Origin of the sequence: Thalassospira sp. GO-4, from assembly GCF_023588965.1 — a bacterium.
GTDB lineage: Bacteria > Pseudomonadota > Alphaproteobacteria > Rhodospirillales > Thalassospiraceae > Thalassospira > Thalassospira povalilytica.
In genome coordinates this window covers 763,205-788,428 of the sequence record NZ_CP097807.1, presented here as the reverse complement: position 1 = coordinate 788,428, position 25,224 = coordinate 763,205, and the positions used below count along the sequence as shown (strand labels likewise).

The following is a 25,224-nucleotide window of genomic DNA, read 5'->3' as shown; positions in this document are numbered from 1 at the left end:
TCTTACATCTCCTCGACAGGCTTGACGCCAAGCACCTCAAGACCCGATGCGATCACGGTCGCAACCGCACGGATCATTGCAAGACGTGCCAGAGTCGCTGCCAGATCATCCGCAACGATGAAGCGCAGCGCCGTGTTGTCACGTCCCTTGTTCCACAAAGCATGGAATTCTGCTGCAATTTCTGTCAGGAAAAAGGCAATTCGATGCGGCTCGTGCGCGACGGCAGCCTGTTCAACAATACGCGGCCATTCCGCCATACGACGGACCAGAAGTTTTTCTTCGTCACTCGAAAGCTGGCTAAGATCCGCATTCATCAAGGATTCCGGCGAGAAGTCCTGATCCGGGAATGCTTCGGCAGCCTGACGGAACACCGAATTCACCCGCGCATGGGCATATTGCACATAGAATACCGGGTTGTCTTTTGACTGCTCGGTCACCTTGGCAAAGTCGAATTCAAGTGCGGCATCGTTTTTACGGGTCAACATGATGAACCGCACGACATCCTTGCCAACACGCTCGACCACATCCCGCAGGGTGACGAACGTGCCGGCTCGTTTGGACATTTTGACCGGTTCGCCATTGTCAAACAGACTGACCAACTGACACAGTTTGACATCAAGGTCGCCCTCGCCACCGGTGATCGCCTTGGTTGCGGCCTTCATGCGTTTGACATAGCCACCGTGATCGGCACCGAAAATGTCGATCATCAAGTTAAAGCCGCGCTCATACTTGTCAAAGTGATAGGCAATGTCAGATGCAAAATAGGTCCAGCTGCCATCCGACTTTTTAAGCGGACGGTCAACATCATCCCCAAAATCGGTCGCACGGAACAATGTTTGCGGACGCGGTTCCCAATCGTCGGGCTTCTTGCCTTTCGGCGGTTCAAGAACACCGACATAGATGTCACCTTTTTTCTCAAGATGTTCGAAAGCCGCCTGAACCTTGCCTGCTTTAACCAACCCATCCTCGGATGTGAACACGTCATGAGAAACGCCAAGAAGACGCAGGTCTTCCTTGATCAGGGCCATCATCTCGACGATGGCAAAAGCGCGGAATTCCTCAAGCCATTCTTCTTCGGGTGCATTTACCCACTTGTTGCCATCACGCTTTGCCATTTTCTGGCCCGGCTCAACCAGGTAGTCGCCCGGATACAGACCTTGCGGGATTTCGCCGATATCTTCGCCAAGCGCCTCGCGATAACGCAGATGCAGGGACCGGGCAAGAACGTCAACCTGTGCGCCAGCATCGTTGGTGTAATATTCCTTGGTGACCGCATAGCCTGCCTTGGCCAGCAGGTTTGCCAGAACGTCGCCGACAACAGCGCCACGGCAATGCCCTACATGCATCGGCCCGGTCGGGTTTGCCGAGACATATTCGACATTGATCTTTTCGCCTTTGCCCAGGTCACTCTGACCATACGCGGTCCCGAGTTCGAGCGCCTTGGAAATCTGTGACAACCAAAAGCGGTCCGCCATTCGCAGGTTGATAAAGCCCGGCCCGGCGATTTCGACATTTTCGATGTGGTCGATCTCGCGCAATTTTTCAGCAAGCTTTTCAGCAAGATCACGCGGTTTCATGCCAGCTGCCTTTGACAGCAACATGGCGGCATTGGTGGCCGCATCCCCATGAGACGCATCGCGCGGCGGTTCCACCGTCACACGAGAAGTGTCGCTTCCGGCGGGAAGAACACCATCTTTTTCAAGGGCGAGAAGCTGGTTCTCGATGTCGCTTTTCAACAGGCTGAAAACATTCATGACTTTGAACTTTGCATTTTCTGGTTTTGACCCAGCGGGCCTTTTGACTGGCGCCTGTTTTGAGCCATTTCGCCCCAAAACGCAAGTCACCCTTGATTAGAGTGATTACAGGTTTTGACATTTCAGCCATGCGCGCTAAATAGTGACTTAAATACTGCGATCTGACCGTGCTATTATAACGCCATAAGATCGGAACTATTCCTGCCCGTTTGCGGGCAGGTCTAAGACCAAGGAGTGTTGAATGACCGAAGCTTCACGGCAAGTTCAAATGACTGAAAGTGCTGCGAAACGTATTCAGGAACTGATCGCATCGGAAGGTGCGGCAAACACCATGCTGCGCTTGCAGGTTTCTGGCGGCGGTTGCAGTGGTTTTCAGTATGAGTTCTCGCTGGACTCTGACACCACGGACGAAGACTGCATCTTCGAAAATTACGGTGCAAAAATGGTAATTGACGAAGTATCGCTTGATCTTCTGGGCGGTGCCGAAATCGATTTCGTCCGTGAAATGGTCGGTTCGGCTTTTCGCGTGAACAATCCGAATGCAACCTCTTCATGCGGGTGTGGATCAAGTTTCTCGATTTGATTCAACCGCGATTGAATTTACCCCTTAGACGGGGCCCGCTTCATGCAGGCCCCGTTTTTTATTTCGATGACAGAAAATGTCAGAAATTTTCAAAGTATTGTAATTGCAATTACTTTGGCTTCTCGACTACAAACTTTCCGCCACCATACATACACGCTATGATTTTAATGAGTAGTCAAAATGCAATCTTGGAAACCCGCTGTCACCGTTGCAGTTGCAACTGCAATTATTTCGTTGTCATCACACGCTTATGCGGAATCAAGCCTGCTCGGCTCATCCATTCTGCAAAAACCCGACAACTCTTCACTATTTTTCGGTTCGGTTGGAGCCACCAGCAAGTTTTACAACGCCCCAAATTATCACGGTAACTATTCCAATCTGTCTGCCGGACAGAGCAGCCCGACATCAGATTCCCAGTATTACATAGACTATGACGAGATGATGGTTTTAACCGGCCCACAAATCGAGGCTGGATTTTATCTGCCCGAAAACGGACTTACCGATATTATCGGTCAAAATCCGCGTGCCATGATCAAGGGACATTATCTCAGCGGAGATGATTCTGAAACCGTATTTGGCAAGACCTTTGCGTCGGGCAACACAGGCCAATCTGCGGTCAATGGCACAAATGCCGTCAATCAGAACTTCGCAGACCGTATCCACAATACATTTATAGATGTTGATCAGAAAGACAGATCCTTCGAGATCATCGTTGCGGCGGATCGCATTTTGTCGGAAAGCCTTACGATTACGCCGCTGCTGGCTATCGGATACGAAAATGCTTCCTCTGAAGTCGATACACGGGAATTCATTCCTGTGCGAAACGATCTGGTTACCCAGAATTTTGATTTTGATACTGACGGCTTCAAAACACGCATAGGCAGTGCCGTTAACTACACGGCAACATCCTGGCTTGACCTTGGACTTTCCGGTTTTGTCGGGGCAAGCTATCGCAAGGCCAAACTGAACGCCTCTGATTGCGGCGATGGTTTCTCGACCGACCTGTTCGGTGTCTGTGACGGCTCAGGCTGGAGAACCTCTGTATCGGATTCAGACCATACGATTGCCCTGCTTAGCGGCATAGCCTTGGGCGTAACGGCTCATACCGGTTCGATGGCCTTAAACTTTAATATCGGGGCTGAATACGATTCCAGCGTTGCCAGCTACTGGACACCAAGCGGCGCAGACGGAGGCACGGCACGCGTCAACTTTGAAGACCAGATCAGCGGTTATGCGTCTGTCATGGGGACTATTCGGTTCTAGGAATTGTCGCCAAAGGTTGACATAGTTTGGACCAAATGCTTCAAGGCTCCCGGTTAACGGGGCCTTGAAGGTTCAGAAAAAACAACTGAGGCACGCATGAAAATCGCCACATGGAATGTCAATTCAATCAAGGCTCGCTTGCCCAATATCATCGAGTGGTTGCAAGACGCCAAACCCGACATTGTTCTGTTGCAGGAAACCAAGACAGTTGATGAAGCCTTTCCGGCGATGGAGATCAAAGATCTTGGTTACAACATCGCGATCCATGGCCAAAAGACCTATAACGGGGTTGCCATTCTGTCGAAATATCCGATCGAGGATGTCGAACGCGGTCTTCCGGGCAATGATGATGACGAACAGGCGCGCTATATCGAAGCCACTGTTTGTGCGCCCCGCCCTGTTCGGGTGGCATCCATTTATGTCCCGATGGGAACCGCAGTCGGGGATGAGAAATTTGATTACAAGCTCAACTTCCTCGATCGACTGATCAAGCGGTTTGAAAAAATCCGCGCCAGTGGCGAAGCCGCCGTCATGGGGGGCGACTACAATATCGCACCGGATGATGCCGACGTTTATGATCCGATCAAATTGCGCGAAACCGTCCTGTGCACAACTGTTGAACGCAAACGGCTGCGTACGATGATGAATATGGGCTTTACCGACGCCTTCCGGACATTCAACCCGAAAGGACACCAATATAGCTGGTGGGATTACCGTGCGGGTGCCTGGAACAAGGATAATGGTCTTCGCATTGACCACCTGTTGCTGACCCCGGCTGCTGCTGATCGCCTGAGCGCGTCCGATATTGATCGCGACCCGCGTGGCAAGGAAAAGGCATCCGACCACACCCCGGTCTGGTGCATGATTGATGACTGATCGCGGGGAATATACCCTCGAAAAATCAAAGGGCAGCGTATTTCACGCTGCCCTTTTTGTATCTGGCTCTAAGCCCGAAAACGGGTTTCTTGTGCAGTTTATTCTGCGGCCTGCTGCATCGCGGTGCGGTAGGCAACAATGTCTTCGATGCTGATCACAACCAGGTCATGGGAGCGGGCATATTCGATCAGCTCAGGAAGACGTGCCATGGTGCCATCCGGATTGGTGACTTCGCAAAGAACGCCGGCCGGCTTCAAACCCGCCAGGCGCATCAGATCGACCGTTCCCTCGGTATGGCCGCGTCGTTCAAGAACACCACCGGCACGCGCACGCAGCGGGAAAACATGCCCCGGACGCGCAAGATCAGACGGCTTTGCATCATCGGCAATGGCGGTCTTGACCGTGGTCACGCGATCGGCCGCCGACACACCGGTGGTGACCCCGACTTTGGCTTCGATGGTAACGGTAAAGCCCGTTCCCATGCTTGATGTATTGGTCGCGACCATCGGTGGCAGATCAAGCGCCGTTGCCTTTTCATCGGTCAGGCACAGGCAAACAATGCCGCTGCAATCGCGAATAAGCATCGCCATCTGTTCATTGGTCAGATTTTCTGCGGAAAAGATAAGATCGCCTTCATTTTCGCGATCTTCATCATCGACAACCAGAACGCCCTTGCCTTCACGCAAATCAGCAAGCGCACGTTCCATGCGTTCATGCGGATCGCCAAAGATCGAAAGACCTGATTGTGGTTCAATACTCTGATTCATAACCGTCCTCTACGGATGGGGCTTACGAACCAGGGCAACAAAGAAAGGCCCGCTTTATGACAAATCGCCACATCGCGGTCGCAGGCAGACGCCAAAACAGTCACGCAAATGCGTTCTTGCCCTGTACGTCACGCTTTATCCTCTCCCATCCGGACTATTACCGTCGGCCCCGGAATTTCACCGGATCTGCTGACCCCGAAGATCGTGTGATCGTCGGGCGCTCGCGGGCTTCCCAGAAATCTGGATTACCGCCGGTCGGGATTTACACCCTGCCCTGAGAATAAGCGCCGTGTTTTAACGACATAGCCAATCATGATTGATCAGCTGCGGGCACTTTATGAAAGCACCACGCGGTTGTCAAACATCTAAAAAGCGATGGAAATCTTTGATTTAAACCTCGGCAAGCCGTTTTCCGCTTCGGAAATGGAAGTTGCAGCCATTCTTGCGCGCTTCGCGTGGCGCCCACTGACATACCGCACAACGTTTGTCGGTTGACCGCCGTTTTGATTTGCATTCCCGGTGCAAATAGGATCCCAGCATCGCATCAATGTAGCTGCCCTGGAACACTTCAACGCCAAGACTTCGTCCCATGCGCAAGGCCGTCCGGCTGTCACATCGTGTCAGAACAAGACTTCTTTCGACAAACAGGCTCGCAAATTCACGCAGACGTTCGGCGACTTCTGTACGCCGTGATCCGATGATGTTCTGATCCCAGATCACCTTGATGAAATCGACATTCATCTTGCGCGGTGACAGAAACTCCAACGCAGGCAATGTGATCCGATCCAGTCCGACCTCGATCCCCGACGAATGCAGGAATTCACAGGCATCTTCAAATTCCCACCAGTTGGCAATGGCGTTTTCCATCGAAAATTCGATCGCCATGTTTTTGATCAGCTTGCCATCGTCATGATTGACGAATTCGGCAAAAGTGTCGCTCAAAACAGTTTGCACCCGCATGTTAAGATGCAGCTTGTCGGGCAGGATCGACGGCGCGATCGTCCGCGTCACTTCCATTACTTTTTCATCGAGTACCCGCGACAGGATTTCAAGTTCGCCCGGCCCTTCAAGCAAAAAGCTGGCAAGGTGGTGTTGGCGTAAATAATCAAGCGAACAATAGATTTCATGACCAAGGATCTGCCGACGGGTGTCATCGAAACTCAGGATCGCTTGACGCCGGCAGGAGTCAAACACGGCTTCTGTAGTGATCGCGCCGCGCAGCATTTCTGACATATCGAAACGCGCCCAGCCATCCCCCATCAGCCGTTCTGATAACGGAATACCAAGCAATTGGCCAAGTCGTTCGTCATCTTCGGGCCAACGAAAACGGCTCCACAGATTTTTGGGAATCGTGCCAAGGCCTTGTCGTTCGATCACTTCTTCAAGTGTTTCGCGGACATGCTCGACAAAACTGGAATCGTCTTCTGTCCATTTCGTGCCGCGCACACAGGCCACCATCCCGTTTTCAAGACGGTGGATCTGTGTATTTTCCGGCAAGTGGTGAAAAGCATCACGGCTGATTGCCTGATAATCTTCGGCCCCAAGACGCAAGTCTGGCGGGATGTTCAGAACACCCAAATGCGGCGTTTTACCATTGGCCGCGTTTTTGCGCAGTCCTTCGATAAACCGGTTAAGTGTCAGTGCGGGTTTTGTGGTTTGGGCGGTCATAGGCAATCCTGTAACAGGTCATTGCCCATGATCATGCAGATGCAGGGTTAATTTACCCTAAAGAACTATACTTTCGCATAGCGATGTTTCCACCGTTTGAGCAAGTTCTGCAAAGAATGTCATTGCCGGTACACCGATCACAAGACCGTCCACCATATCAACAACCCGCAATCCCTGAAGGGCATTCGCTGTAAAAATAGCATCGAATTCTTTGAGCATATCGGGTGTTTTGGCTTCAAATTCAACGTCTCGGCCGGTTTCTTCGGCCCATTCCAAAATGAAATCACGCGCCAGCCCGCACAGAATTCCGGTATCTTCATCCGGTGTCCAAAGAGTTTCACCCTTGATCCCGAAAATATTGGCAACCGTTGTTTCGGCAACATTGCCGTCCGAAGACAAAATCAGGGCATCGTCACCGCCATATGATTGCGCTTCCTGTTTGGCTGCAATGTTATCAAGGTAATTGATGCTTTTGATCCCGCCCGCAACCGAATGTGCGTTCCGACGTACTTTCTGGGATGTAAACAGCTTCATCCCGACCGCCGGTTCGACGGGTTCAAACGGTGAAACGGTAATCAGGATGGTCGGATCCGGATCGGCCGGCGGCAAAAGCCCCCGTTCCCCGGAACCGCGCGACACCGTCAGGCGCACGACCGCATCCTTGCGATGAATCTGTTCAAACAGGGTGGAAACCACATTTGCCACTTCATCGGTTGCCGGCAACAGATCAACCGGAAACTCGATTTGTTCGGCGTGATAGTCCAAACGCTCCATATGGGCATCGATCCAGGCGATCTTGCCTTCGTGGGCACGCATGGTTTCAAAAAAACCGTCACCCAGCAAAAATCCGCGATCCGTTACCGGGATAGATGCCTCGTCAAGGTCACGAAAGCTCCCGTTCATCCATACCTGCATCACGCCGTCCCTTCTGTTTTTGTGCCTTATGAAGAAGCCCGCTTCAGGAAGTTTGCCAACAAATCATGTCCTTGCTCGGTCAATACGGCTTCCGGATGGAACTGTACACCAAACAACGGAAAATCTTTATGTGCAAACGCCATGATTTCACCTTCGGGGCCACGGGCCAGTTCAATCAGACTTCCATCTTCAGGCAATTCAACGATTAAGGAGTGATAACGCGTTACTTGCAAAGGATTCTTTAATCCCGAAAACAATTCCGTACCACTGTGATGGATTTCAGATGTCATTCCGTGCACGGGGCGCTTGGCACGTTTGACCTTGCCGCCAAAAACCTGGGCGATTGACTGGTGCCCAAGACAGACGCCCAACATCGGATATTCCGATTTCAGGGTATCAATCAGTGTCAGGCTGTTGCCTGCTTCATCCGGGCCACATGGTCCGGGCGAAAAGATGATGGCGTCGGGATGCAGTTTGCGGACCTGGTTTGGACCAATTTCATCGTTACGGACCACAATGACATTGTGACCGAGTTCCTCGATATAGCGGGCCAGATTGAAAACAAATGAATCGTAATTATCAATCAGAAGGATCATGACACGACATCCTGCCCATCGATCCCGAACAGCTCGAACATCTTGGTCGCCTTGACCAGTGTTTCTTCATATTCAAGCGCCGGATCACTATCAGCAACAATGCCGCCGCCAACATTGAATGCCATGCGCCCGCCATTCACACATAGCGAACGAATGGCGATATTTGTATCCATGCTGCCATCAAACCCGATAAATCCGATCGCACCGCAATAGGCCCCGCGCGTTGTCTGTTCCAGTTCGGTGATAATTTCCATTGCCCGGATTTTCGGGGCACCCGTGATCGATCCGCCCGGGAAACTTGCCTTCAAAAGGTCCACTGCTGTTTTGCCGTCACGCAATTCACCGGTGACCGTCGAAACAAGGTGATGCACGTTCGCATAACTTTCCAAGGCACAGATTGCTGGCGTATGAACGGAATGCGGTTTGCAGACCTTTGACAGATCGTTTCGCAAAAGGTCAACGATCATAATGTTTTCTGCGCGGTCCTTTGGGGATCTCATTAATTGCTGTGCAAGTTCCGCATCGCTGAGCGGAGTTTCTCCGCGTGGCCGCGTTCCCTTGATCGGTTTGGTTTCAACCTGCCCTTCGGCTACTTTAAGGAACCGTTCCGGCGAGTTCGACAGAACTGCAAATTCACCAAAATTCAAAAAGGCCCCAAATGGCGCGGAACTGATATCGCGCAGCCGCCGATAAAGCCCGAACCGTTCAGGGACCGCATCGCGCGGATATTCCGCCCGGATGCTTTGCGACAGGTTTGCCTGGAAAATGTCGCCGGCAAAGATGTAATCAATGACCTTTTGCACACTGGTTTCAAACCCTGTGCGGTCAAAATTTGACGTCCATTTCCGGATCGCTGGCGCATGCGGAACACCCGGGCTTTCATGCAGCGGTCTGGCAAGACGCAAATATTTGCGCAGCAACCCCATGCGTTCTTCTGCACGTTGCGCGCGTGCCGCCCCGATACGTTCCGGAATACCCGTTGAAATCAGCCACATCTTGCGATCTTCCTGATCAAAGGCAATCACAAGATCATAGATGCCGATCGCCATATCAGGCATGCCCAGCCAGTCATCGGCGGCCTTGGGGAGGATTTCGGTCTGATGGGCCAGCTCATATCCGAAATATCCGACGGCACCACCCTGAAACGGTGGCAAATCATCACGTCTGGTTTGCGGATAACGCGCCAGAAGGTCCCCCAGCACATCAAACGGATTTCCGGGAAACGGAAACCCGTCCAGGGTGACCTGACCATTTTTCGCCGTCAGCTTATGAAGCGGCGACACAACGATATAGGAAAAGCGATCCCGATCAGCAGAATCAAGGAAATGACTGTCCGCATAAGGCGCAAACGCACCATAAGCATCGACAGGCTCAATATAGGGGCATTCTTCAATCAGCATTCAAAACGCATTCGTTCGGGAAATACGATCAATGTCCGGCAAATGGTCGGGCATCAATTCCGGCACGCGGCAGGGAATGGAAATTTACGCGATTCGCATCCCGTCCGGTGAAAAATTTGCGTCACTTTCGATTAAACAGCGGTCCCAAATGAAAAAGGCCAACCGCTGTGGCTGGCCTTTGACATTCAACAAAATCGCATGATTACATCGAAGCAATCCGGTCATAGGCCTCTGTCAGTTTTGCCAGAGTATCGCGGGCTTCCTCAAGTTTGGCCTTTTCGGTCGCAACGATATGTTCAGGCGCGCGGCTGACGAATTTCTCGTTCGACAGTTTGCCTTCCTGTGCCTTGATGTACTTCGTTTTGTCCTGCATTTCCTTTTCGAGACGCGATTTTTCCGCCGCGACATCGATAAAGTCAGCAACCGAAACGAAGACCGCAACACCGTCGACAACGGTCTGAATTGCGCCTTTGGCGATGACTTCGACATCGCCCTGCCCCTTAAAGGCAATATCGGCGACACGTGCCAGACGTTTGACCTGTGCTTCCTGTGCGGTGACTGCCGCTTTCATCGCGTCGGTCGCATCAACAAGATAGATCGGCACTTCTGCCGCCGGCGGAACATTCATTTCAGAACGAACACCACGAATGTTGCCAATCAGACGAATTGCAAGATCAACCTCGGCTTCGGCCGCGCGATCAATCAAGGATTCATCGAATTGCGGATAGCTTTCCGAAATCAGCATCTTGCTGCGGTTCTCGGAAATCTTTTCCCAAAGTTCCTCGGTGATATAGGGCATTACCGGATGCAAGATCAGAAGGATCTGATCAAGAACCCATGCGGTAACAGCACGGATTTCTGCTTTGGCTTCCTCGTCCTGTCCCATCAGAACCGGCTTTGCCAGTTCCAGATACCAGTCACAGAATGAACCCCAAACGAACTGGTAGGCGCTGCTTGCCGCATCGTTGAAACGATAGGTCTCGATCCCCGTCCCGACAGCCTTGGCGGCCTCGACGGTTTTTCCGACAATCCAGCGCGCAAGGGTGGATTTGACCGATGCCGGGTCAAAGCCTTCGACTGGCTTGCATTCGTTCATTTCAGCAAAGCGCGCCGCGTTCCAAAGCTTGGTCGCGAAGTTGCGATACCCTTCAACGCGTGATGCCGCAAGCTTGATGTCACGGCCCTGTGCCGCAAGCGCGGTCAGGGTAAAGCGCAGCGCATCACAGCCATACTCGTCGATGATTTCCAGCGGGTCGATCACATTGCCCTTGGATTTTGACATCTTCTGCCCGTTTTCATCACGGACCAGCGCATGGATATAAATATCCTTGAACGGGATTTTACCGTCCATGAAATGCATGCCCATCATGATCATGCGGGCAACCCAGAAGAAGATGATGTCAAACCCGGTAACCAGAACATCACCCGGATAGTATTTGCCAAGTTCCGGGGTCTTTTCCGGCCATCCAAGGGTCGAAAACGGCCACAAGGCAGATGAGAACCACGTATCAAGAACGTCGGTTTCCTGCGTCAGTTCAACATCCTTGCCGTAATGTGCTTTTGCAGCGGCAATTGCTTCTTCTTCGGTTTCCTCGACGAAAATCTCGCCGTCCGGACCGAACCAGGCCGGGATGCGATGCCCCCACCAAAGCTGACGGGAAATGCACCATGGCTGGATGTTGCGCATCCACTCGAAATAGGTGTTTTCCCAGTTTTTCGGGACAAAGCGGATACGGCCGTCTTCGACCGCCTCGGTCGCCGGTTTTGCAAGCACTTCGGCATTCACGAACCACTGATCGGTCAGATACGGCTCGATCACAACGTTGGAACGATCACCATAGGGAACCATGTGAACGGTATCTTCGATCTTCTCAAGAAGACCCAGTTCATCCATCTTGGCCACGATCTGCTTGCGGGCTTCGAACCGGTCAAGACCACGGTACTCTTCCGGCGCATTGTCATTGATGCGCGCATGGTCATCCATGATATTGATCTGATCAAGACCACCACGTTTGCCGACTTCAAAGTCATTGAAATCGTGCGCCGGGGTGATTTTCACCGCACCCGACCCTTTTTCCGGATCGGCATATTCATCGGCCACGATTTTGATGCGGCGTCCGACGATCGGCAGAATGCAATACTGCCCGATCAGGTCCTTGTAACGCTCATCATCGGGATGAACCGCCACACCGGTATCGCCAAGCATGGTTTCCGGGCGAGTGGTGGCAACGGTGATGAATTCGCCGTCGCGGCCTTCGATTGGGTATTTGAAGTGCCAGTAATGGCCTTTGACCTCTTTCTGAACAACTTCAAGATCCGAAATTGCGGTCAGCAGTTTCGGGTCCCAGTTGACCAGACGTTTGTCACGGTAAATCAGACCTTGCTTGTGCAGGGTAACGAACACCTTGCGGACCGCTGCCGAAAGGCCTTCGTCCATGGTAAACCGTTCGCGGTCCCAATCCGGGGATGCACCAAGGCGACGCAGCTGATTGGTAATGGTCCCGCCTGACTTTTCTTTCCACTCCCACACCTTTTCCACGAACTTTTCGCGACCAAGGTCATGGCGCGTGACATTCTGTTCCCCCAACTGGCGTTCAACGACCATCTGGGTCGCGATGCCGGCATGGTCGGTGCCGGGCTGCCAAAGGGTATCCTTGCCGTTCATCCGGTTGTACCGGATCAGGATATCCTGAAGCGTGAAAGTAAGCGCATGCCCCATATGGAGGCTGCCGGTCACGTTGGGCGGCGGCATCATAATGACATAGGGATTGGCGCTTGACGCCGTATCGCAGGCAAAGGCCCCCGATTTTTCCCATTTATCGTAAAGTCTGCCTTCCACTTCGGCCGGGCTGTAGGTCTTCTCCAACATGGTCTTTTGATCCGCTGCGGGTTTAATCAATCATACAAAGAAAAAGCGGCGCACCCCGGGCGCGCCGCTTCAATTCAACTATCGGCTCGCCTACAGGTCTTCGGCGCGGTTCACAATCCGCTCGATTTCCTTCTTCACAAGGCGTTCGATCATATAGGGCAGGTTTTCGTCAAGCCATTCCTTAAGCAACGGACGCAACATATCACGTACCAGATCCTCAAGGGTGGCATGTCCTGCATTAATGCCAAGCGCAACTGCGCGTTTCTTTGCAACAGCTTGCGCCAGTTCCGAGATGGTGCCGGTCGCCGAAGATTCCGTCATGTTCGAAATCAGCGGTTCGTCATCATCATCGTCATAAAGTGCCGGCATCGCCGGTTCAGGCTCGGGTTCCGGTTCCGGCTCGTCGAATTCGTCTTCTAACGGTTCCGGGTCATCCTCAAGCGGAGTCTCATCGAAATCGAGCATGTCATCAAGTTCGAGCTCTTCTTCAGGCTCGTCGAGTTCAAGCTCTTCCGGTTCATCGTCGAACTCAAGTTCTTCGGGTTCATCGTCAAGAACGAGTTCGTCAATTTCTTCTTCCGGTTCCGGCTCGGGTTCTGGCTCGGGTTCTGGCGTCGGTTCGGGTTCAGGAGCGGCTTCCTGTTTTTCTTCGTCCCCCTCATCAGCAAGAATCTTGCGGATGGACTGGAGGATATCCTCCATTGAAGGTTCTTGTTGCCCGTCACTCATAATTAAAATTCCGCACTAGTGTCATTTAACCAGACCGATCCGAAAGCGCGCTCAGGACAGGATGACGACCACCCTGCCCTGAACATTCAAAAGGTCAGTCTGTTCCCCACCACTGGTCCTTGACTTTATTGTAGTTGGACTCAGTGTCGTAAACTTCGACCGGCAGGCCGAGGACCTGCGCATTAAGCGCGCCCATTGCGGCCTTGACCTGGAATTCGGCGACTGCCGCATCACGGCGCGATCCGACAAGATCTACACGTGCCTGCAACAGTTCCTGTTCCTGATCAAGGACATCAAGAACAGTACGCGAACCGACAGATGCTTCACGCTGAACACCGTCCAGGGCGACTTCCGCCGAAGATACCTGCGCCTGCTGGGACTCAATGCTTGCACGTGCCGTCACAAGGGTTTCCCAGGCACTGGTTGCATTTTCAATCACAGCACGGCGTGCTTCATCAACCTGGATCCGCGCCTGACCTGCGGTCTGCTTGGCAGCACGAACGCCAGAGAAAACAGCGCCTTTCTGATAAAGCGGCACGGATACCGATGCGATGATATCGGCGCTATCGGCAGTGAAATCTTCGGTCGACCCTTCATGGGCACGTTCGACACCTGCCGACAGGTTTACTTCCGGATAAAGCGACCCTTCATTCAGACGTATGTCCGACTGGGCTGCTTCTTCGGTATAAAGTGCCTGCAATACGTCCGGATGCTGACCCTGTGCGATCGACAGAACATCGGTCACACTGGTCGGAAGACCTGCAAGCGGGTTCGGAATCTCGAGATTGGTCGGCGGATTGCCGACCAGTCGCTCATACTGTGCACGCGTATTGGCAAGTGCACCCTGGGCTGAAATCAGATCGGCCTTTGCACCGGCAAGGCGCGCCTCGGCCTGCGAAACGTCCGTACGGGTTACTTCACCAACAGCAAAACGGTCGCGGGTTGCCTCAAGCTGACGCTCAAGCACGCGAACGTTGTTCTGGTTCAGTTCGACAACGGCTGTGTCACGCAGAACATTGAAATAGGCTGTCGCGACCTGCAACATCACATCCTGCTCGGTTGAACGAAGTGCCGCACGCGCTGCCTTGATACGGGCTTCTGCGCGTTCGGTCTGGGCTGTCGTACGACCACCACGATACAGCGGCTGGGTAACGTTCAGACCAACAGTATAGGGTGTCAGACTGTTTTCCGTTTCCGATCCGTTGACTTCGGTATTGTATTCACGGAAACCGGCATCACCAGAAAGCGTAACACTCGGACGCCAGTTTGACAGCGCTGCCGAAATCTCTTCGTCGGTCGAACGCAAAGACGCACGACCCGCTTCGAGTGTCGGGTTGCTCTGATATGCCTTGATGAGAGCGTCCTCAAGACTTTCTGCAGATGCGCCACCAGCGACCAATCCGCCGGTCGCCAGAATACTGCAGGTCAGCAAGAACCGTTTTATCATTTATCTACCCTTGTAAAATCCTACACCAAGTCCCGACCCCGGCGCAGTTTCACGTATGGTAACGACGGAAACAAAATTTTCCAAGAAAAGAGGCATTTGGAACCCAAAAAAGTATTCGCCCCGTTTTCCGGTCGTTACGGCAATCAATCGTAGCGTGTCATATCCGGCGCAATTTCAAGCGCCCAGACATCTATACCGCCAGTAACATTAAAAACATCTTTAAATCCATATTCTTCAAGGAAAATTCCCGCATGGCGACTGCGCACCCCGTGGTGGCAGATGATCGCAATTGGTTTATCATCAGGCAATTCCGCCCGTCTCCCCGGCAATTCCGACAAGGGAATATGCAAGGAGTCCCCGATCATACAGATTTCGACTTCCCAGTCTTCACGCACATCCAGAAGTATAATCGGCTTCTTCTGATCGAGTTGTTCCGCCAAATCGCGGCATGAAAGTTCCTGAACCATGAAACCCTGATCAGTTGGCTGTGTTCTATGTGCGTAAAAAAAGAAATGCCCGGCATGAACCGGGCAATTTCAAGAATCAGAATACAAAGCTTTCCGCCGGTTCAAAGCCCGGAAGATACGGAATGTTTGCATCGAACAGATCACGATGACCGATAACGCCGTTTTCGCGCTCATACAGACGTGCGACACCGACCTTGCCTGCTTCGCGGACAACCGCCAGAAGACGACCACCTTCTGCAACCTGGTCAAGAATGCCTGCCGGCACTTCGCTAACAGCACCATCAAAAATGATCACGTTATACGGCGCCTGCTTGGCGTAGCCTGCGGCAAGATCACCTTCGACGACGATTACGTTGTCATAGTTGACCTTCTGGAACGCGGCTTCGGCTGCTGCGGACATTTCCTTGTTGCTTTCAACGGCAACTACGGTTTCTGCGACGCGCGAAATCAGTGCGCTGCCATATCCGAAACCTGCCCCGATCACGAGAGCCACATCCGTTTCCGCGATTTGTGCGCTCTGCATCAAACGGGCAATGACCATCGGCTCCATGGCAAAGCGACCATCGCCAACCGGGATATCTTCATCAACATATGCAATGCCGCGTTTGCCTTCAGGCAGGAACAGTTCGCGCGGAACTTCCTCCATCGCAGCGATGACCAGCGGATCGGTAACCTTGTTGGTCCGAACCTGATTTTCCACCATGTTATGGCGCGCGATTTGGTAATCCATGATTATCTGACCTGAAAATTCTCGCGAGAAAGAAACCGCAACAATCCTTTTTGTCCCCAAAGACGGTTGCGGTAATTGCCCTGTTTATAGTCAGCACATAAGCACCTGACAACATCGGATCAATGTGTGACTTGGATTTTAACGCATTGACCGCGCTAAATGATTGACCATTTCCACCCGTCATCCACCCGCAGTTCGGTCAAATGCAAAAATCCGCCGCTATTTTAAACCGGCATTTTGCCCGTTCAAAAACCGGCGACAACGCAAGCGTCACCTTGTTATTTGATGCATCTCAAACATTTACACGGCATTTTTACAGTGCGAATTACGCGAAAATATGCTCAACCGTTACTTGAAAAGCAAAGATCGCACGTAAACATATGCCAAAGTGGGACAAGGATAACCTCAAAGCGCCACTTCGCCGATGAGCTCCCCCTGCCCTCAGATCAAGTGCAACCCGATTTCCAGTCGGACACGACCCAACTGAACTTACTTGTGACATCCAGGGGAATACAATGCGTGACAATGGACCGGTAACCAACCGCGAAGTTCTGATGAAGGACAAGGATATCCTTGTCTCAAAAACCGATTCCGGCGGGAAAATTACCTTTACCAACAAGTCCTTCGTCGAGATCAGCGGCTTTACCGAGGAAGAACTGCTTGGCTCTCCCCATAATATTGTCCGTCATAGCGACATGCCCAAAGAGGCCTTTGCAAATCTGTGGCAGACGATCAAGGCCGGCTTGCCATGGCAGGGACTTGTCAAAAACCGGGCAAAGAACGGCGACCATTACTGGGTCCGCGCTAATGTCACACCAACGGTCGAAAACGGCAAAATCGCCGGTTTTATCTCTATCCGGACAAAGCCGACGGATGAAGAAAAGAAAACAGCCGAGCGCGTCTATACCAATATGCGGGCCGGAAAGGCCAAGGATGTCTCGCTTGAATATGGCGAGATCACCCATAAGGCAAAAACACCGGGCTTTATGTCGAGCATCCGGGGCAGCCTGACTGCGGCATTCGCGACAATGATCCTGCTGATGATGTTGCTTAGCGGGTATGGATTGTACGCCGAATATCAGACCGAAAAGAATCTGGAAAACCTGTATGAAAACCGGGTCAAACCGTTGCGGTTGCTCAAACAGATTTCATCAGACTATTCCATGTCGGTGATTGATGCCTCTCATAAGGTCCGCGCTGGCAGCATGGACTGGCAGCAAGCCATTGAAAGCATCGACACAGCCAAAGCGCGAATCAACGAAAACCTTGAGACCTATGTAAAACGTGAGCTTGGCCCGCGTGAAGCCCCGGTTGTGCAAGAAATCCAGAAACTTCTCCCCGCTGCCAACGGAGTGATGGATCGCCTGCGTCAGACCATGGTAGCCAAGGACATGGCCGCACTTGATGCACTGGTCACCGACGAGCTTTATCAAAATCTTGATCCGGTGATGCAACAGGTCATAACCCTGACGGTTGTTCAGAACGAAGTGGCAAGTCAACGTATCGCCAGTGCCGAAGGCGCCTTCCTGAAGGCCGTGATCTTCGAAATTGCCATTTTCATTGCTGCGGTTGCCTTGACCATTGCCTATGGCGTCTGGATGACGCGTCGCCTGACACAACCGCTTAAACAGATGGAAACCCATTTCAACGCGATTGAAGCCAACGACACCAGCTATGTCATCAACATGCCAAAGGTGACGGACTTCAAACCGGCGATTCAACAGCTTCGTGGCCTTCATGCAAGGCTCTGCTACGCGAAACTCGAACGTGAAGAAAACGAAGCAAAGGCGAATTCCCAACGTGTTGGCGCCCTGCGCGGGTTGGCGGAAACGGTCGAACAGGAACTTCAGAAAGTCGTTCAGTCTATCATTGACCAGACGCATCGCCTGAATTCGGCCGCCGGCGAGATGGCCGGATCCTCCGAACGCGTTTCCGAAAACTCGGAAAGTGTGGCCGCAGCCGCACACGAGGCCCTGGCCAACGCGGAAACCGTGTCGGGCGCATCCGAGGAACTGGCCGCATCGATCCGCGAAATCACCCGTCAGATCGAAGAAGCCACCACACTGACCGCCGAAGCCAACCAGGCCGGTGAAAGTGCTGAACACACGGTTAATTCGCTTCAGGACAGTGTCAGCAAGATTGGCGAGGTCGCCGAGCTTATCAGTGACATCGCAGCCCAGACCAACCTGCTGGCTTTGAACGCGACGATCGAAGCCGCACGTGCCGGTGACGCGGGCAAAGGGTTTGCCGTGGTTGCACAGGAAGTCAAAAACCTTGCAAACCAGACGTCCAAATCGACCGAGGAAATCTCGCGCCAGCTTGGTGAAATCCAGAATGTCACCAGCTCTGTTGTCTCGACCGTTCAGCAAATGACGGCAAGCATCCGCCGCGTGGACGAAGTTGCATCCAACGTTGCGGTCAATGTCCGCCAGCAGGATGACGCAACGCAGGAAATTGCACGAAACGTCGTTCAGACAGCCGAGGCCTCAAACGAGGTGACGGAAAAAATCGGCCATGTCGCATCCGAGGCACAAGACAACCTCGAACGTGCAGCACAGATGAACAAAATCGCCGAGGAAGTCGACGAAAGCATCGCCGAACTCCGCGCCAGCCTTGTTCGAATCGTTCGTACAGCCACCCCGGAAGTCAACCGTCGCAAAGATCCGCGATATGATGTCCAGCTGGCTGTCACGGTCAAAATCGGCGGCAAATCGGTCCGCGGCCAGACCATCGACCTTTCAGTCGGCGGGGTAAAAGTATCGCTCGCAGAACCGATCCCGGAAGGTGCAAGCGGTGAAATCATGATCGAAGGTCCGAACGCGACCTTGCCGTTCAAGGTCGAACACGTCCTTGATACGATTGCCAACCTTGATTTTGCCCCCAGCAAGATCCGCGAAGAAAAAATCGCCCCGTGGATTGAACGCAAATTTGGCAAGAAAACCGCCGAATAACGTGCCCTTTCAAGGTGTGTCGCCTACGAACATCGAACCGCCCGGGATCATTTCTCGGGCGGTTCGTCTACTTTCAGGCGGATAATCAAGCCGCTGTTTAAAAAATGTAAAATTGGGTGCTTGACGGGTCGTATTCTATGAGGCTATACACCGCTCCAGCCAACGCGAAGGCGCGATGGCGGAGTGGTTACGCAGAGGACTGCAAATCCTTGCACGCCGGTTCGATTCCGGCTCGCGCCTCCACTGATCCGGCATAGCTCAGTTGGTAGAGCAAATGACTGTTAATCATTGGGTCGCAGGTTCGAGTCCTGCTGCCGGAGCCATAAACCCCTGGAACTCTGTTCCGGGGGTTTTTGCTTTGTACCCTTCCCGATCTTCCTGCACCGCGGCACCTGCCAATTACGATCTTCGATCACCCAGCGCCCTTTGACTATCCATGGATGGTGGACGCGGTTTCCTGCTCGGTATTGATGTGAAATTTCACATATTCCGTGACCACGTTTTGTGACCACACACCAACCTTTTTGCGATTAACTTCGCATGGTGGTTAACCCACAGTCGCACAACGGCATTCCAATGCCAAAAAGACGAAATTTTGGTCTTTTTTTCGTAAAAAAGGTCTTGCGGCGTTCGGGCCGTTTGATTATACACCCTCCACGCGCTTCGGACGGAGCGCAACGCCTGATCCGGCATAGCTCAGTTGGTAGAGCAAATGACTGTTAATCATTGGGTCGCAGGTTCGAGTCCTGCTGCCGGAGCCAATTAAAAAGGGACCGAACATCATGTTCGGTCCCTTTTGTTTTTGATACGTCGCAGATTGAGGCACCGCATCATGAAAACCGTCAAAATTGAATTGCGCGAAGTAAAGCTGGCCACTCTTTCCGGCGAAACACGCGGCTGGCTGATCACCGGTGAAAATGAAGTGATTCACGGTATGGTGCACCCGATTGACGGTGATCTTTTCACCATTTCATCGACCACGGACCCCCGCATTCAGGCATTTGGCTGGTGCCCGATGTTCGATAGTCTGGCCCATGTCCAGAAAGATCTGGAAATTGCGCTGGCAATGACATCGGCTGGCGAAGTCGAACAATGGATCGAAGATTCGGAACGCTATGATGATGACGATCACCACGGTCATCTTCATTAATATCAAGCCCCGTCCGGCGCCGATTTGCCGAATTTGAACCGATGCTGGAAAAGCGCGCCACGCTTGCCATAAAAACTTCGTGGCCTCAGTGCTTTATTGATGCACAGCAAATCAATATAATCTGTGCTGACTTAACATCGCGCAACTTCATGCGTGGCTATTGACTGCCCTGCCCGCACGGCAATGTGCGGACCGATGACGCTGCCACCATACAAGCCCACATCAAAACGCGGGAATCCGGCGATGAGCACAATTAATCTGGATCATCTGTTCAAACCCAAATCTGTCGCCGTGATTGGTGCATCCAACCGACCCCATTCGGTTGGCCATGTGCTGATGCGAAACCTGCTTGCAGGGGGATTTGACGGGCCGATCATGCCGGTCAATCCGCGCAGCCAGTCGATCGGTGGTGTACTTGCCTATCCTGACGTCAACAGCCTTCCGGTTGTGCCCGAACTGGCCGTGATCTGCGTTCCGCCCAAGGCAGTTGTCCCGGTCATGGAATGCCTTGCCGAAAAAGGCTGTCTGGCGGCCATTGTTCTGACCGCGGGCCTTGGCGCCGAACAGTACGATGACAAACGCACAGTCAAACAGGCGATGCTCGATATCGCCGCCCAACGCAAAATGCGCCTTCTGGGACCGAACTGCCTCGGATTGATGGTGCCGGGCATCGGATTGAATGCCAGTTTCAGCCACCAGAATATCGGCAGTGGTAAAATTGCCTTTGTCTCGCAATCCGGCGCGTTATGTACGGCGGTTCTCGATTGGGCTGCGGCACGCGGAATCGGGTTCTCGCACTTTATATCGCTTGGCGAATGTGATGATGTCGATTTCGGGGATGTGATCGACTATCTCGGGTCTGATCCCAATACCCGCGCGATCATGCTTTATATCGAATCCATCCATGAACGCCGGAGCTTTATCTCGGCTGCCCGCGCAGCATCGCGTAACAAACCGATCCTGTGCATCAAGTCCGGCCGCTTTGCCGAGGGTGCGGCTGCTGCGGCATCGCATACCGGTGCGCTGGCTGGGGCCGATGACGTATTTGACGCCGCAATCAAACGGGCTGGCGTGCTGCGCGTTTATACCGTCAGTGAAATGTTCTCGGCGGCGGAAACCCTGTCGCGCATGCGTCCGTTCCGTGGTGACAAGCTTGGCATCGTCACCAATGGCGGCGGTATCGGCGTTCTTGCCGTTGATGCCCTGATCGAACGACAGGGACATCTGGCCCAGCTTGACGACAGCACAATCGCCGAACTCGACAAGGTCCTGCCCCCGACATGGTCACGCGCCAACCCGGTGGACATTATCGGTGATGCCCCCGGTGAACGTTATGCCAAGGCCATCGAAGCAGTTCTGACCGACAGCAATATCGACAGCTTGCTTGTCATGCACGCACCAACCGCCATTACCGATCCGGTCGAAGTCGCGCGCGGCGTGATTGACAAGATCAAGGACAGCAAAAAGAACATCCTGACCAACTGGGTCGGCGAAGCCACTGTCGCAGAAGCCCGCAATATGTTCTATGCGGCGGGCATTCCAACCTATCGCACGCCGGAAAATGCGGTCGCTGCATTTCAGCATATGGTCAATTATCGCAAATTGCAGGACCTGCTGATGGAAACACCGCCATCCGTTCCGCGCGATTACACGCCCCAAACCGACAAGGCACGCAGCATCATTCATAGCGCCATTCACGCCGGGCGTGACATGCTGACCGAACCGGAAGCAAAAGCGGTTCTGGAATGCTATGGCATCAATACGGTCAAAACAATCGCGGCAAGTGACGTCGAAGAAGCCGTTCGTACCGCCGACGATATCGGTTATCCGATCGCTCTTAAGATTCTGTCTGATGATATCAGCCACAAGTCAGACGTTGGCGGCGTTGTCCTTAATCTTGACAGCAGTGACGAGGTCCGTGCCGCTGCGACCAAGATGCAGCGCACCATCGCCCAAAAGTTCCCAAAGGCGCGACTACGCGGCTTTACCATTCAGGAAATGGTCACCCGTGCCGGGGCACGCGAACTGATTGTCGGCATGACCACCGATCCGATTTTCGGTCCGGTGATCCTGTTTGGTCATGGCGGTGTCGAGGTCGAAGTCGTCCGTGACCGTGCCATGGCCCTGCCCCCGCTGAACATGAAGCTCGCCCGCGAACTGGTCGAAGGCACCCGCATCTACAAGCTTCTAAAAGGTTATCGGGACGTCCCGCCGGTCAATCTGGAAGACCTTTACATGACGCTGGTGCGGCTGTCGCAATTGGTGGTGCATCTTGGCGAAGTGGTTGAGCTTGATATGAACCCGCTTCTTGCCGATCAGCACGGCGTCATTGCCCTTGATGCCCGTATCAAGGTAACCCCGAAAGTCGTCAGCGATGACAAACGCCTTGCCATTCATCCTTATCCAAGGCACCTGAAACAGGAACTGGTGATGGATGATGGCACGACCTATCTTCTGCGCCCGATCAAGCCCGAAGACGAGCCGGCCCATTACGAGTTCATGTCGCGCCTGACCCCGGAAGATATCCATTTCCGGTTCTTTGGCTCTGTGCGCGAACTTCCCCATTCCGAAATGGCCCGTCAGACCCAGCTTGATTACGACCGGGACATGGCCTTCCTTGCCGTGGTGCCCGATGGACCTGAACAGGGGCAAATACATGGCATCGTTCAGGTCGTGATCGACCCGAATAATGAACATGCCGAATATGCCATTATGGTCCGCTCCGATATCAAGGGGCGCGGACTGGGTCGGGTTCTGATGGAACAAATGATCGCCTATTGCCGACGCAAAGGAACCGAAACCTTTATCGGCCAGGTTCTGCCAAGCAACCGGCGCATGCTGACACTTTGTGAAAAGCTTGGATTTAGCCGCAAATACATTCCTGACGAGGATGTATTTGAAGTCACCCTGCCGCTTCAGCGTGATGCGGAATAATGATCTGATCACAAACAAAAAGCCCGGCATCGAAAGCCGGGCTTTTTTCATCGACAACTGGATTATCAAGCGCCCTCGGCAACCAGTTTGGCCTTGATGTCTGCGACCGCCTTTTCCGGATCAATACCCTTTTCACGCAGGCTTTCGACAGCCTCGCCTTCGATTTTACGAAGCTCTGCAAGCGTGGTCTGAACATCTTCAAGTTGCTGTTCGAGTTCGGCAATCCTGCGCCGCCCGACAAGCATCAAATGTGCAAGTTGCTCGGTCCGGGTGCGATCCGCATCATAGAGATCAATATATTCCTTGATATCTTCCAACGAGAATCCAAGACGTTTGCCGCGAAGGACAAGCATCAGCCGCGCCCGGTCACGATAATTATAGACACGCGTCGCACCGGCCCGTTGCGGTGCGAGCAGGTTCTTGGTTTCGTAAAACCTGATGGCGCGTGGCGTAATGTCGAACTCTTCGGCCAGTTCAGTAATGCTGTAAAGCTTGTCGTTCATGGTTTTTCTTGTTTGTTGACTGCAATATGCCAACATCGCAACATTCCGACATTCCAGTCAACATATTTACGCATACGTAAACTCGAAACATGCCATTCCAATGATAACGATGACGTCGTGCGTTATCCCGGGATCGGCAAGGATCGAACATATTCAAGATCCACCGGCACATATTCCGGCCCGAATATCACACGCCCGTTTGTAATCGCTCCGGGCCAATACGCGCGCGGACTATGCCACGTAGTCCCATCCGGCAACGGGATTTCCAACCCGCAGGAATACGGAACCCGATGACACTCGGCCAAATCGAATTGCCCCGCCAAGCTGTTTTCAAATAACGGGCCTTCGGCTGGTCTTGGATCATGAAGCACCCCGTCATAGGGATCGAATACTGCTGGATAGGTCGGATGGTTGGCCAGATCACCTTCGAACCGAACCGGCAATGGTGGACTTGCCGACAATTGAAGATCTTCCTGCTTACCCAGAAAGGACTGATCAAGCGGCATCATCTGATCGGGCAAGGCGGTTGGGTCCGCATGGTCAATCGCGTTGCGCGCATTGATCAAGCCACGTGTGGTGCCCTTTTTGATGTATTTCTGCCGCAGGAAGAAACTGTTGTGCAGACAGGCCGAAACATAGTCGGGCTGCGGTACGCTTCCACCTTTGCCCAGCTTGAAAACTGCACCGCCGTTATATTCGTCCCCCTCGGGTCCCGGGCGGCTGTCAAACCAGCAAATATTGCCAAAGTAATACCAAAAACCACCCCTGACCCCGTCCTGCGAAAACAGCTTGTGGCAATTAAAGAACCGGTTTCGGCCAATCCACCACCCGACGGCGATCGCTTCGGGCTCAACGGGATTATCACGTATATAGCTAAACCGGTTATCGAGAATGCGAACATCGCGATTAAACGTGCCGACTGGCGCACCAACATTATCCGCCGACACATCCATCCTGATGCCGTTATAACAGTCGCGAATGTCGTTATTTGAAATCTCGACATCGCCTGCAATATCATCCGATCCGAAAAATGCACCGTTAAGATACCGATACGGCACCTTGATCACATTGCCGTCTTCATCTTTGCCGTCATGGATTTCGTCCCAGCGAATGGTGCGCCAGATCGCAACATCCTGAACCCATCGACAGGCCCGGATACAGATGCGCTCGGTGCGCGGGCCATTGGCATAAAAGGCATAGGTCCCATCGGAAATATCAAGGCCGATAAATGAAAGGTCACAGCTGTTTTCAATATAAACGGCTGATGGCCACGCACGCCGGATCACAATTTCTTCGATGCGTATATGATCAACATCGATCAGTTGGAAGACTGCAAACCGCGACGCCCCCGGATTGGTCGCCGAAACGGTCGCATCCGGGCCCCTGTTGCCATCCAGTACCACACCACTATCGCCACGAATAACAATCGGTTGATCAACCGTGCCACTTCGCGGCAAACGCAGTGGCTGACTGATATTGTATGTCCCGGCAATCAACCGGATAAGATGCCCGGGCTGACTTTGACTGATGGCGACCTCAAGCGTTTTGGTTTCGCGCTGCTTTGCATCAATCCAGTGCGTCCCGCCATCGTGCGATACGTAAATAACTTTCATGCGTTTGCC

General features: G+C 53.0%; 19 protein-coding genes, 3 tRNA genes and 1 riboswitch. Of the genes, 9 read left to right on the top strand and 13 right to left on the bottom strand.

Annotated features, from left to right (window positions below; all coding sequences use genetic code 11):
- Positions 1–2: 2 nt before the first annotated feature.
- Positions 3–1,754, bottom strand: a complete 1,752-nt coding sequence (gene argS / locus M9H61_RS03780; RefSeq protein ID WP_250283479.1) for an arginine--tRNA ligase — start codon at positions 1,752–1,754, stop codon at positions 3–5.
- A 241-nt stretch (positions 1,755–1,995) separates the two neighbouring features.
- On the opposite strand from argS, the gene erpA reads away from it, so the two are divergent.
- From erpA to xth, 3 genes are all read left to right on the top strand, one after another.
- Positions 1,996–2,337, top strand: a complete 342-nt coding sequence (erpA, locus tag M9H61_RS03775; protein WP_068519131.1) for an iron-sulfur cluster insertion protein ErpA — start codon at positions 1,996–1,998, stop codon at positions 2,335–2,337.
- A gap of 180 nt (positions 2,338–2,517) precedes the next feature.
- Positions 2,518–3,600: a hypothetical protein gene (locus M9H61_RS03770; protein ID WP_170310153.1), complete on the top strand. Its 1,083-nt coding sequence runs from the start codon at positions 2,518–2,520 to the stop codon at positions 3,598–3,600.
- Between the two features lie 96 nt (positions 3,601–3,696).
- The gene (xth, locus tag M9H61_RS03765; RefSeq protein WP_250283476.1) at positions 3,697–4,476 is read left to right on the top strand and encodes an exodeoxyribonuclease III; all 780 of its coding nucleotides are present in this window, start codon (positions 3,697–3,699) and stop codon (positions 4,474–4,476) included.
- Positions 4,477–4,574: 98 nt separating this feature from the next.
- On the opposite strand, the gene ribB is transcribed toward xth, so the two are convergent.
- The 10 genes from ribB to M9H61_RS03715 all read right to left on the bottom strand — a co-directional run bounded on the left by ribB (position 4,575) and on the right by M9H61_RS03715 (position 16,064).
- The gene (gene ribB / locus M9H61_RS03760) at positions 4,575–5,243 is read right to left on the bottom strand and encodes a 3,4-dihydroxy-2-butanone-4-phosphate synthase (RefSeq protein WP_068519133.1); all 669 of its coding nucleotides are present in this window, start codon (positions 5,241–5,243) and stop codon (positions 4,575–4,577) included.
- 133 nt (positions 5,244–5,376) lie between these two features.
- A riboswitch (FMN riboswitch) is annotated at positions 5,377–5,529 on the bottom strand.
- A gap of 104 nt (positions 5,530–5,633) precedes the next feature.
- Positions 5,634–6,911 (bottom strand): EAL domain-containing protein, encoded by a 1,278-nt coding sequence (locus M9H61_RS03755; protein WP_250283474.1) that lies wholly within the window; start codon positions 6,909–6,911, stop codon positions 5,634–5,636.
- A 57-nt stretch (positions 6,912–6,968) separates the two neighbouring features.
- Positions 6,969–7,814 carry an aminotransferase class IV gene (locus tag M9H61_RS03750; protein ID WP_233433027.1) on the bottom strand — a complete coding sequence of 282 codons (846 nt, stop codon included), beginning with the start codon at positions 7,812–7,814 and terminating at the stop codon, positions 6,969–6,971.
- Positions 7,815–7,852: 38 nt separating this feature from the next.
- On the bottom strand, positions 7,853–8,422 hold the full coding sequence (locus tag M9H61_RS03745; protein WP_068519136.1) for an aminodeoxychorismate/anthranilate synthase component II: 570 nt from the start codon (positions 8,420–8,422) through the stop codon (positions 7,853–7,855).
- On the bottom strand, positions 8,419–9,822 hold the full coding sequence (pabB, locus tag M9H61_RS03740) for an aminodeoxychorismate synthase component I (RefSeq protein ID WP_250283472.1): 1,404 nt from the start codon (positions 9,820–9,822) through the stop codon (positions 8,419–8,421). Before pabB ends, M9H61_RS03745 begins: the two co-directional genes overlap by 4 nt.
- Positions 9,823–10,024: 202 nt before the next feature.
- Positions 10,025–12,691, bottom strand: coding sequence for a valine--tRNA ligase (locus tag M9H61_RS03735; protein WP_250283471.1), 2,667 nt, complete (start codon positions 12,689–12,691; stop codon positions 10,025–10,027).
- A 90-nt stretch (positions 12,692–12,781) separates the two neighbouring features.
- Positions 12,782–13,393 carry a DUF2497 domain-containing protein gene (locus tag M9H61_RS03730; RefSeq protein WP_250283469.1) on the bottom strand — a complete coding sequence of 204 codons (612 nt, stop codon included), beginning with the start codon at positions 13,391–13,393 and terminating at the stop codon, positions 12,782–12,784.
- 121 nt (positions 13,394–13,514) lie between these two features.
- The gene (locus M9H61_RS03725) at positions 13,515–14,867 is read right to left on the bottom strand and encodes a TolC family outer membrane protein (protein ID WP_250283466.1); all 1,353 of its coding nucleotides are present in this window, start codon (positions 14,865–14,867) and stop codon (positions 13,515–13,517) included.
- A gap of 143 nt (positions 14,868–15,010) precedes the next feature.
- Positions 15,011–15,334, bottom strand: coding sequence for a rhodanese-like domain-containing protein (locus tag M9H61_RS03720; RefSeq protein ID WP_068519141.1), 324 nt, complete (start codon positions 15,332–15,334; stop codon positions 15,011–15,013).
- 76 nt (positions 15,335–15,410) lie between these two features.
- Complete coding sequence (locus tag M9H61_RS03715; protein WP_068519142.1) at positions 15,411–16,064, bottom strand: protein-L-isoaspartate O-methyltransferase; 654 nt, start codon at positions 16,062–16,064, stop codon at positions 15,411–15,413.
- A 515-nt stretch (positions 16,065–16,579) separates the two neighbouring features.
- On the opposite strand from M9H61_RS03715, the gene M9H61_RS03710 reads away from it, so the two are divergent.
- The 6 genes from M9H61_RS03710 to M9H61_RS03685 all read left to right on the top strand — a co-directional run bounded on the left by M9H61_RS03710 (position 16,580) and on the right by M9H61_RS03685 (position 23,099).
- Positions 16,580–19,015 (top strand): methyl-accepting chemotaxis protein, encoded by a 2,436-nt coding sequence (locus M9H61_RS03710; protein ID WP_250283464.1) that lies wholly within the window; start codon positions 16,580–16,582, stop codon positions 19,013–19,015.
- 169 nt (positions 19,016–19,184) lie between these two features.
- Positions 19,185–19,258, top strand: a tRNA-Cys gene (locus M9H61_RS03705).
- 4 nt (positions 19,259–19,262) lie between these two features.
- Positions 19,263–19,338, top strand: a tRNA-Asn gene (locus M9H61_RS03700).
- Positions 19,339–19,700: 362 nt separating this feature from the next.
- A tRNA-Asn gene (locus M9H61_RS03695) sits at positions 19,701–19,776 on the top strand.
- Between the two features lie 71 nt (positions 19,777–19,847).
- Positions 19,848–20,165 carry a hypothetical protein gene (locus M9H61_RS03690; RefSeq protein ID WP_250283462.1) on the top strand — a complete coding sequence of 106 codons (318 nt, stop codon included), beginning with the start codon at positions 19,848–19,850 and terminating at the stop codon, positions 20,163–20,165.
- 243 nt (positions 20,166–20,408) lie between these two features.
- A complete protein-coding gene (locus M9H61_RS03685; protein ID WP_228195408.1) occupies positions 20,409–23,099 on the top strand; it encodes a bifunctional acetate--CoA ligase family protein/GNAT family N-acetyltransferase in 2,691 nt (896 codons plus the stop codon).
- Positions 23,100–23,164: 65 nt separating this feature from the next.
- Here M9H61_RS03685 and M9H61_RS03680 read toward each other — a convergent pair whose 3' ends face one another.
- Together M9H61_RS03680 and M9H61_RS03675 are read right to left on the bottom strand one after the other, a co-directional pair.
- The gene (locus M9H61_RS03680) at positions 23,165–23,602 is read right to left on the bottom strand and encodes a MerR family DNA-binding transcriptional regulator (protein WP_068519147.1); all 438 of its coding nucleotides are present in this window, start codon (positions 23,600–23,602) and stop codon (positions 23,165–23,167) included.
- A 122-nt stretch (positions 23,603–23,724) separates the two neighbouring features.
- Positions 23,725–25,215: a hypothetical protein gene (locus tag M9H61_RS03675; protein WP_250283460.1), complete on the bottom strand. Its 1,491-nt coding sequence runs from the start codon at positions 25,213–25,215 to the stop codon at positions 23,725–23,727.
- Positions 25,216–25,224 lie beyond the last annotated feature (9 nt).

Coding starts and splice junctions, on each gene's coding strand:
- argS (WP_250283479.1), bottom strand. CDS start 1,754: ATGAATGTTTTCAGCCTGTTGAAAAGCGACATCGAGAACCAGCTTCTC.
- erpA (WP_068519131.1), top strand. CDS start 1,996: ATGACCGAAGCTTCACGGCAAGTTCAAATGACTGAAAGTGCTGCGAAA.
- M9H61_RS03770 (WP_170310153.1), top strand. CDS start 2,518: ATGCAATCTTGGAAACCCGCTGTCACCGTTGCAGTTGCAACTGCAATT.
- xth (WP_250283476.1), top strand. CDS start 3,697: ATGAAAATCGCCACATGGAATGTCAATTCAATCAAGGCTCGCTTGCCC.
- ribB (WP_068519133.1), bottom strand. CDS start 5,243: ATGAATCAGAGTATTGAACCACAATCAGGTCTTTCGATCTTTGGCGAT.
- M9H61_RS03755 (WP_250283474.1), bottom strand. CDS start 6,911: ATGACCGCCCAAACCACAAAACCCGCACTGACACTTAACCGGTTTATC.
- M9H61_RS03750 (WP_233433027.1), bottom strand. CDS start 7,814: ATGAACGGGAGCTTTCGTGACCTTGACGAGGCATCTATCCCGGTAACG.
- M9H61_RS03745 (WP_068519136.1), bottom strand. CDS start 8,422: ATGATCCTTCTGATTGATAATTACGATTCATTTGTTTTCAATCTGGCC.
- pabB (WP_250283472.1), bottom strand. CDS start 9,822: ATGCTGATTGAAGAATGCCCCTATATTGAGCCTGTCGATGCTTATGGT.
- M9H61_RS03735 (WP_250283471.1), bottom strand. CDS start 12,691: ATGTTGGAGAAGACCTACAGCCCGGCCGAAGTGGAAGGCAGACTTTAC.
- M9H61_RS03730 (WP_250283469.1), bottom strand. CDS start 13,393: ATGGAGGATATCCTCCAGTCCATCCGCAAGATTCTTGCTGATGAGGGG.
- M9H61_RS03725 (WP_250283466.1), bottom strand. CDS start 14,867: ATGATAAAACGGTTCTTGCTGACCTGCAGTATTCTGGCGACCGGCGGA.
- M9H61_RS03720 (WP_068519141.1), bottom strand. CDS start 15,334: ATGGTTCAGGAACTTTCATGCCGCGATTTGGCGGAACAACTCGATCAG.
- M9H61_RS03715 (WP_068519142.1), bottom strand. CDS start 16,064: ATGGATTACCAAATCGCGCGCCATAACATGGTGGAAAATCAGGTTCGG.
- M9H61_RS03710 (WP_250283464.1), top strand. CDS start 16,580: ATGCGTGACAATGGACCGGTAACCAACCGCGAAGTTCTGATGAAGGAC.
- M9H61_RS03690 (WP_250283462.1), top strand. CDS start 19,848: ATGAAAACCGTCAAAATTGAATTGCGCGAAGTAAAGCTGGCCACTCTT.
- M9H61_RS03685 (WP_228195408.1), top strand. CDS start 20,409: ATGAGCACAATTAATCTGGATCATCTGTTCAAACCCAAATCTGTCGCC.
- M9H61_RS03680 (WP_068519147.1), bottom strand. CDS start 23,602: ATGAACGACAAGCTTTACAGCATTACTGAACTGGCCGAAGAGTTCGAC.
- M9H61_RS03675 (WP_250283460.1), bottom strand. CDS start 25,215: ATGAAAGTTATTTACGTATCGCACGATGGCGGGACGCACTGGATTGAT.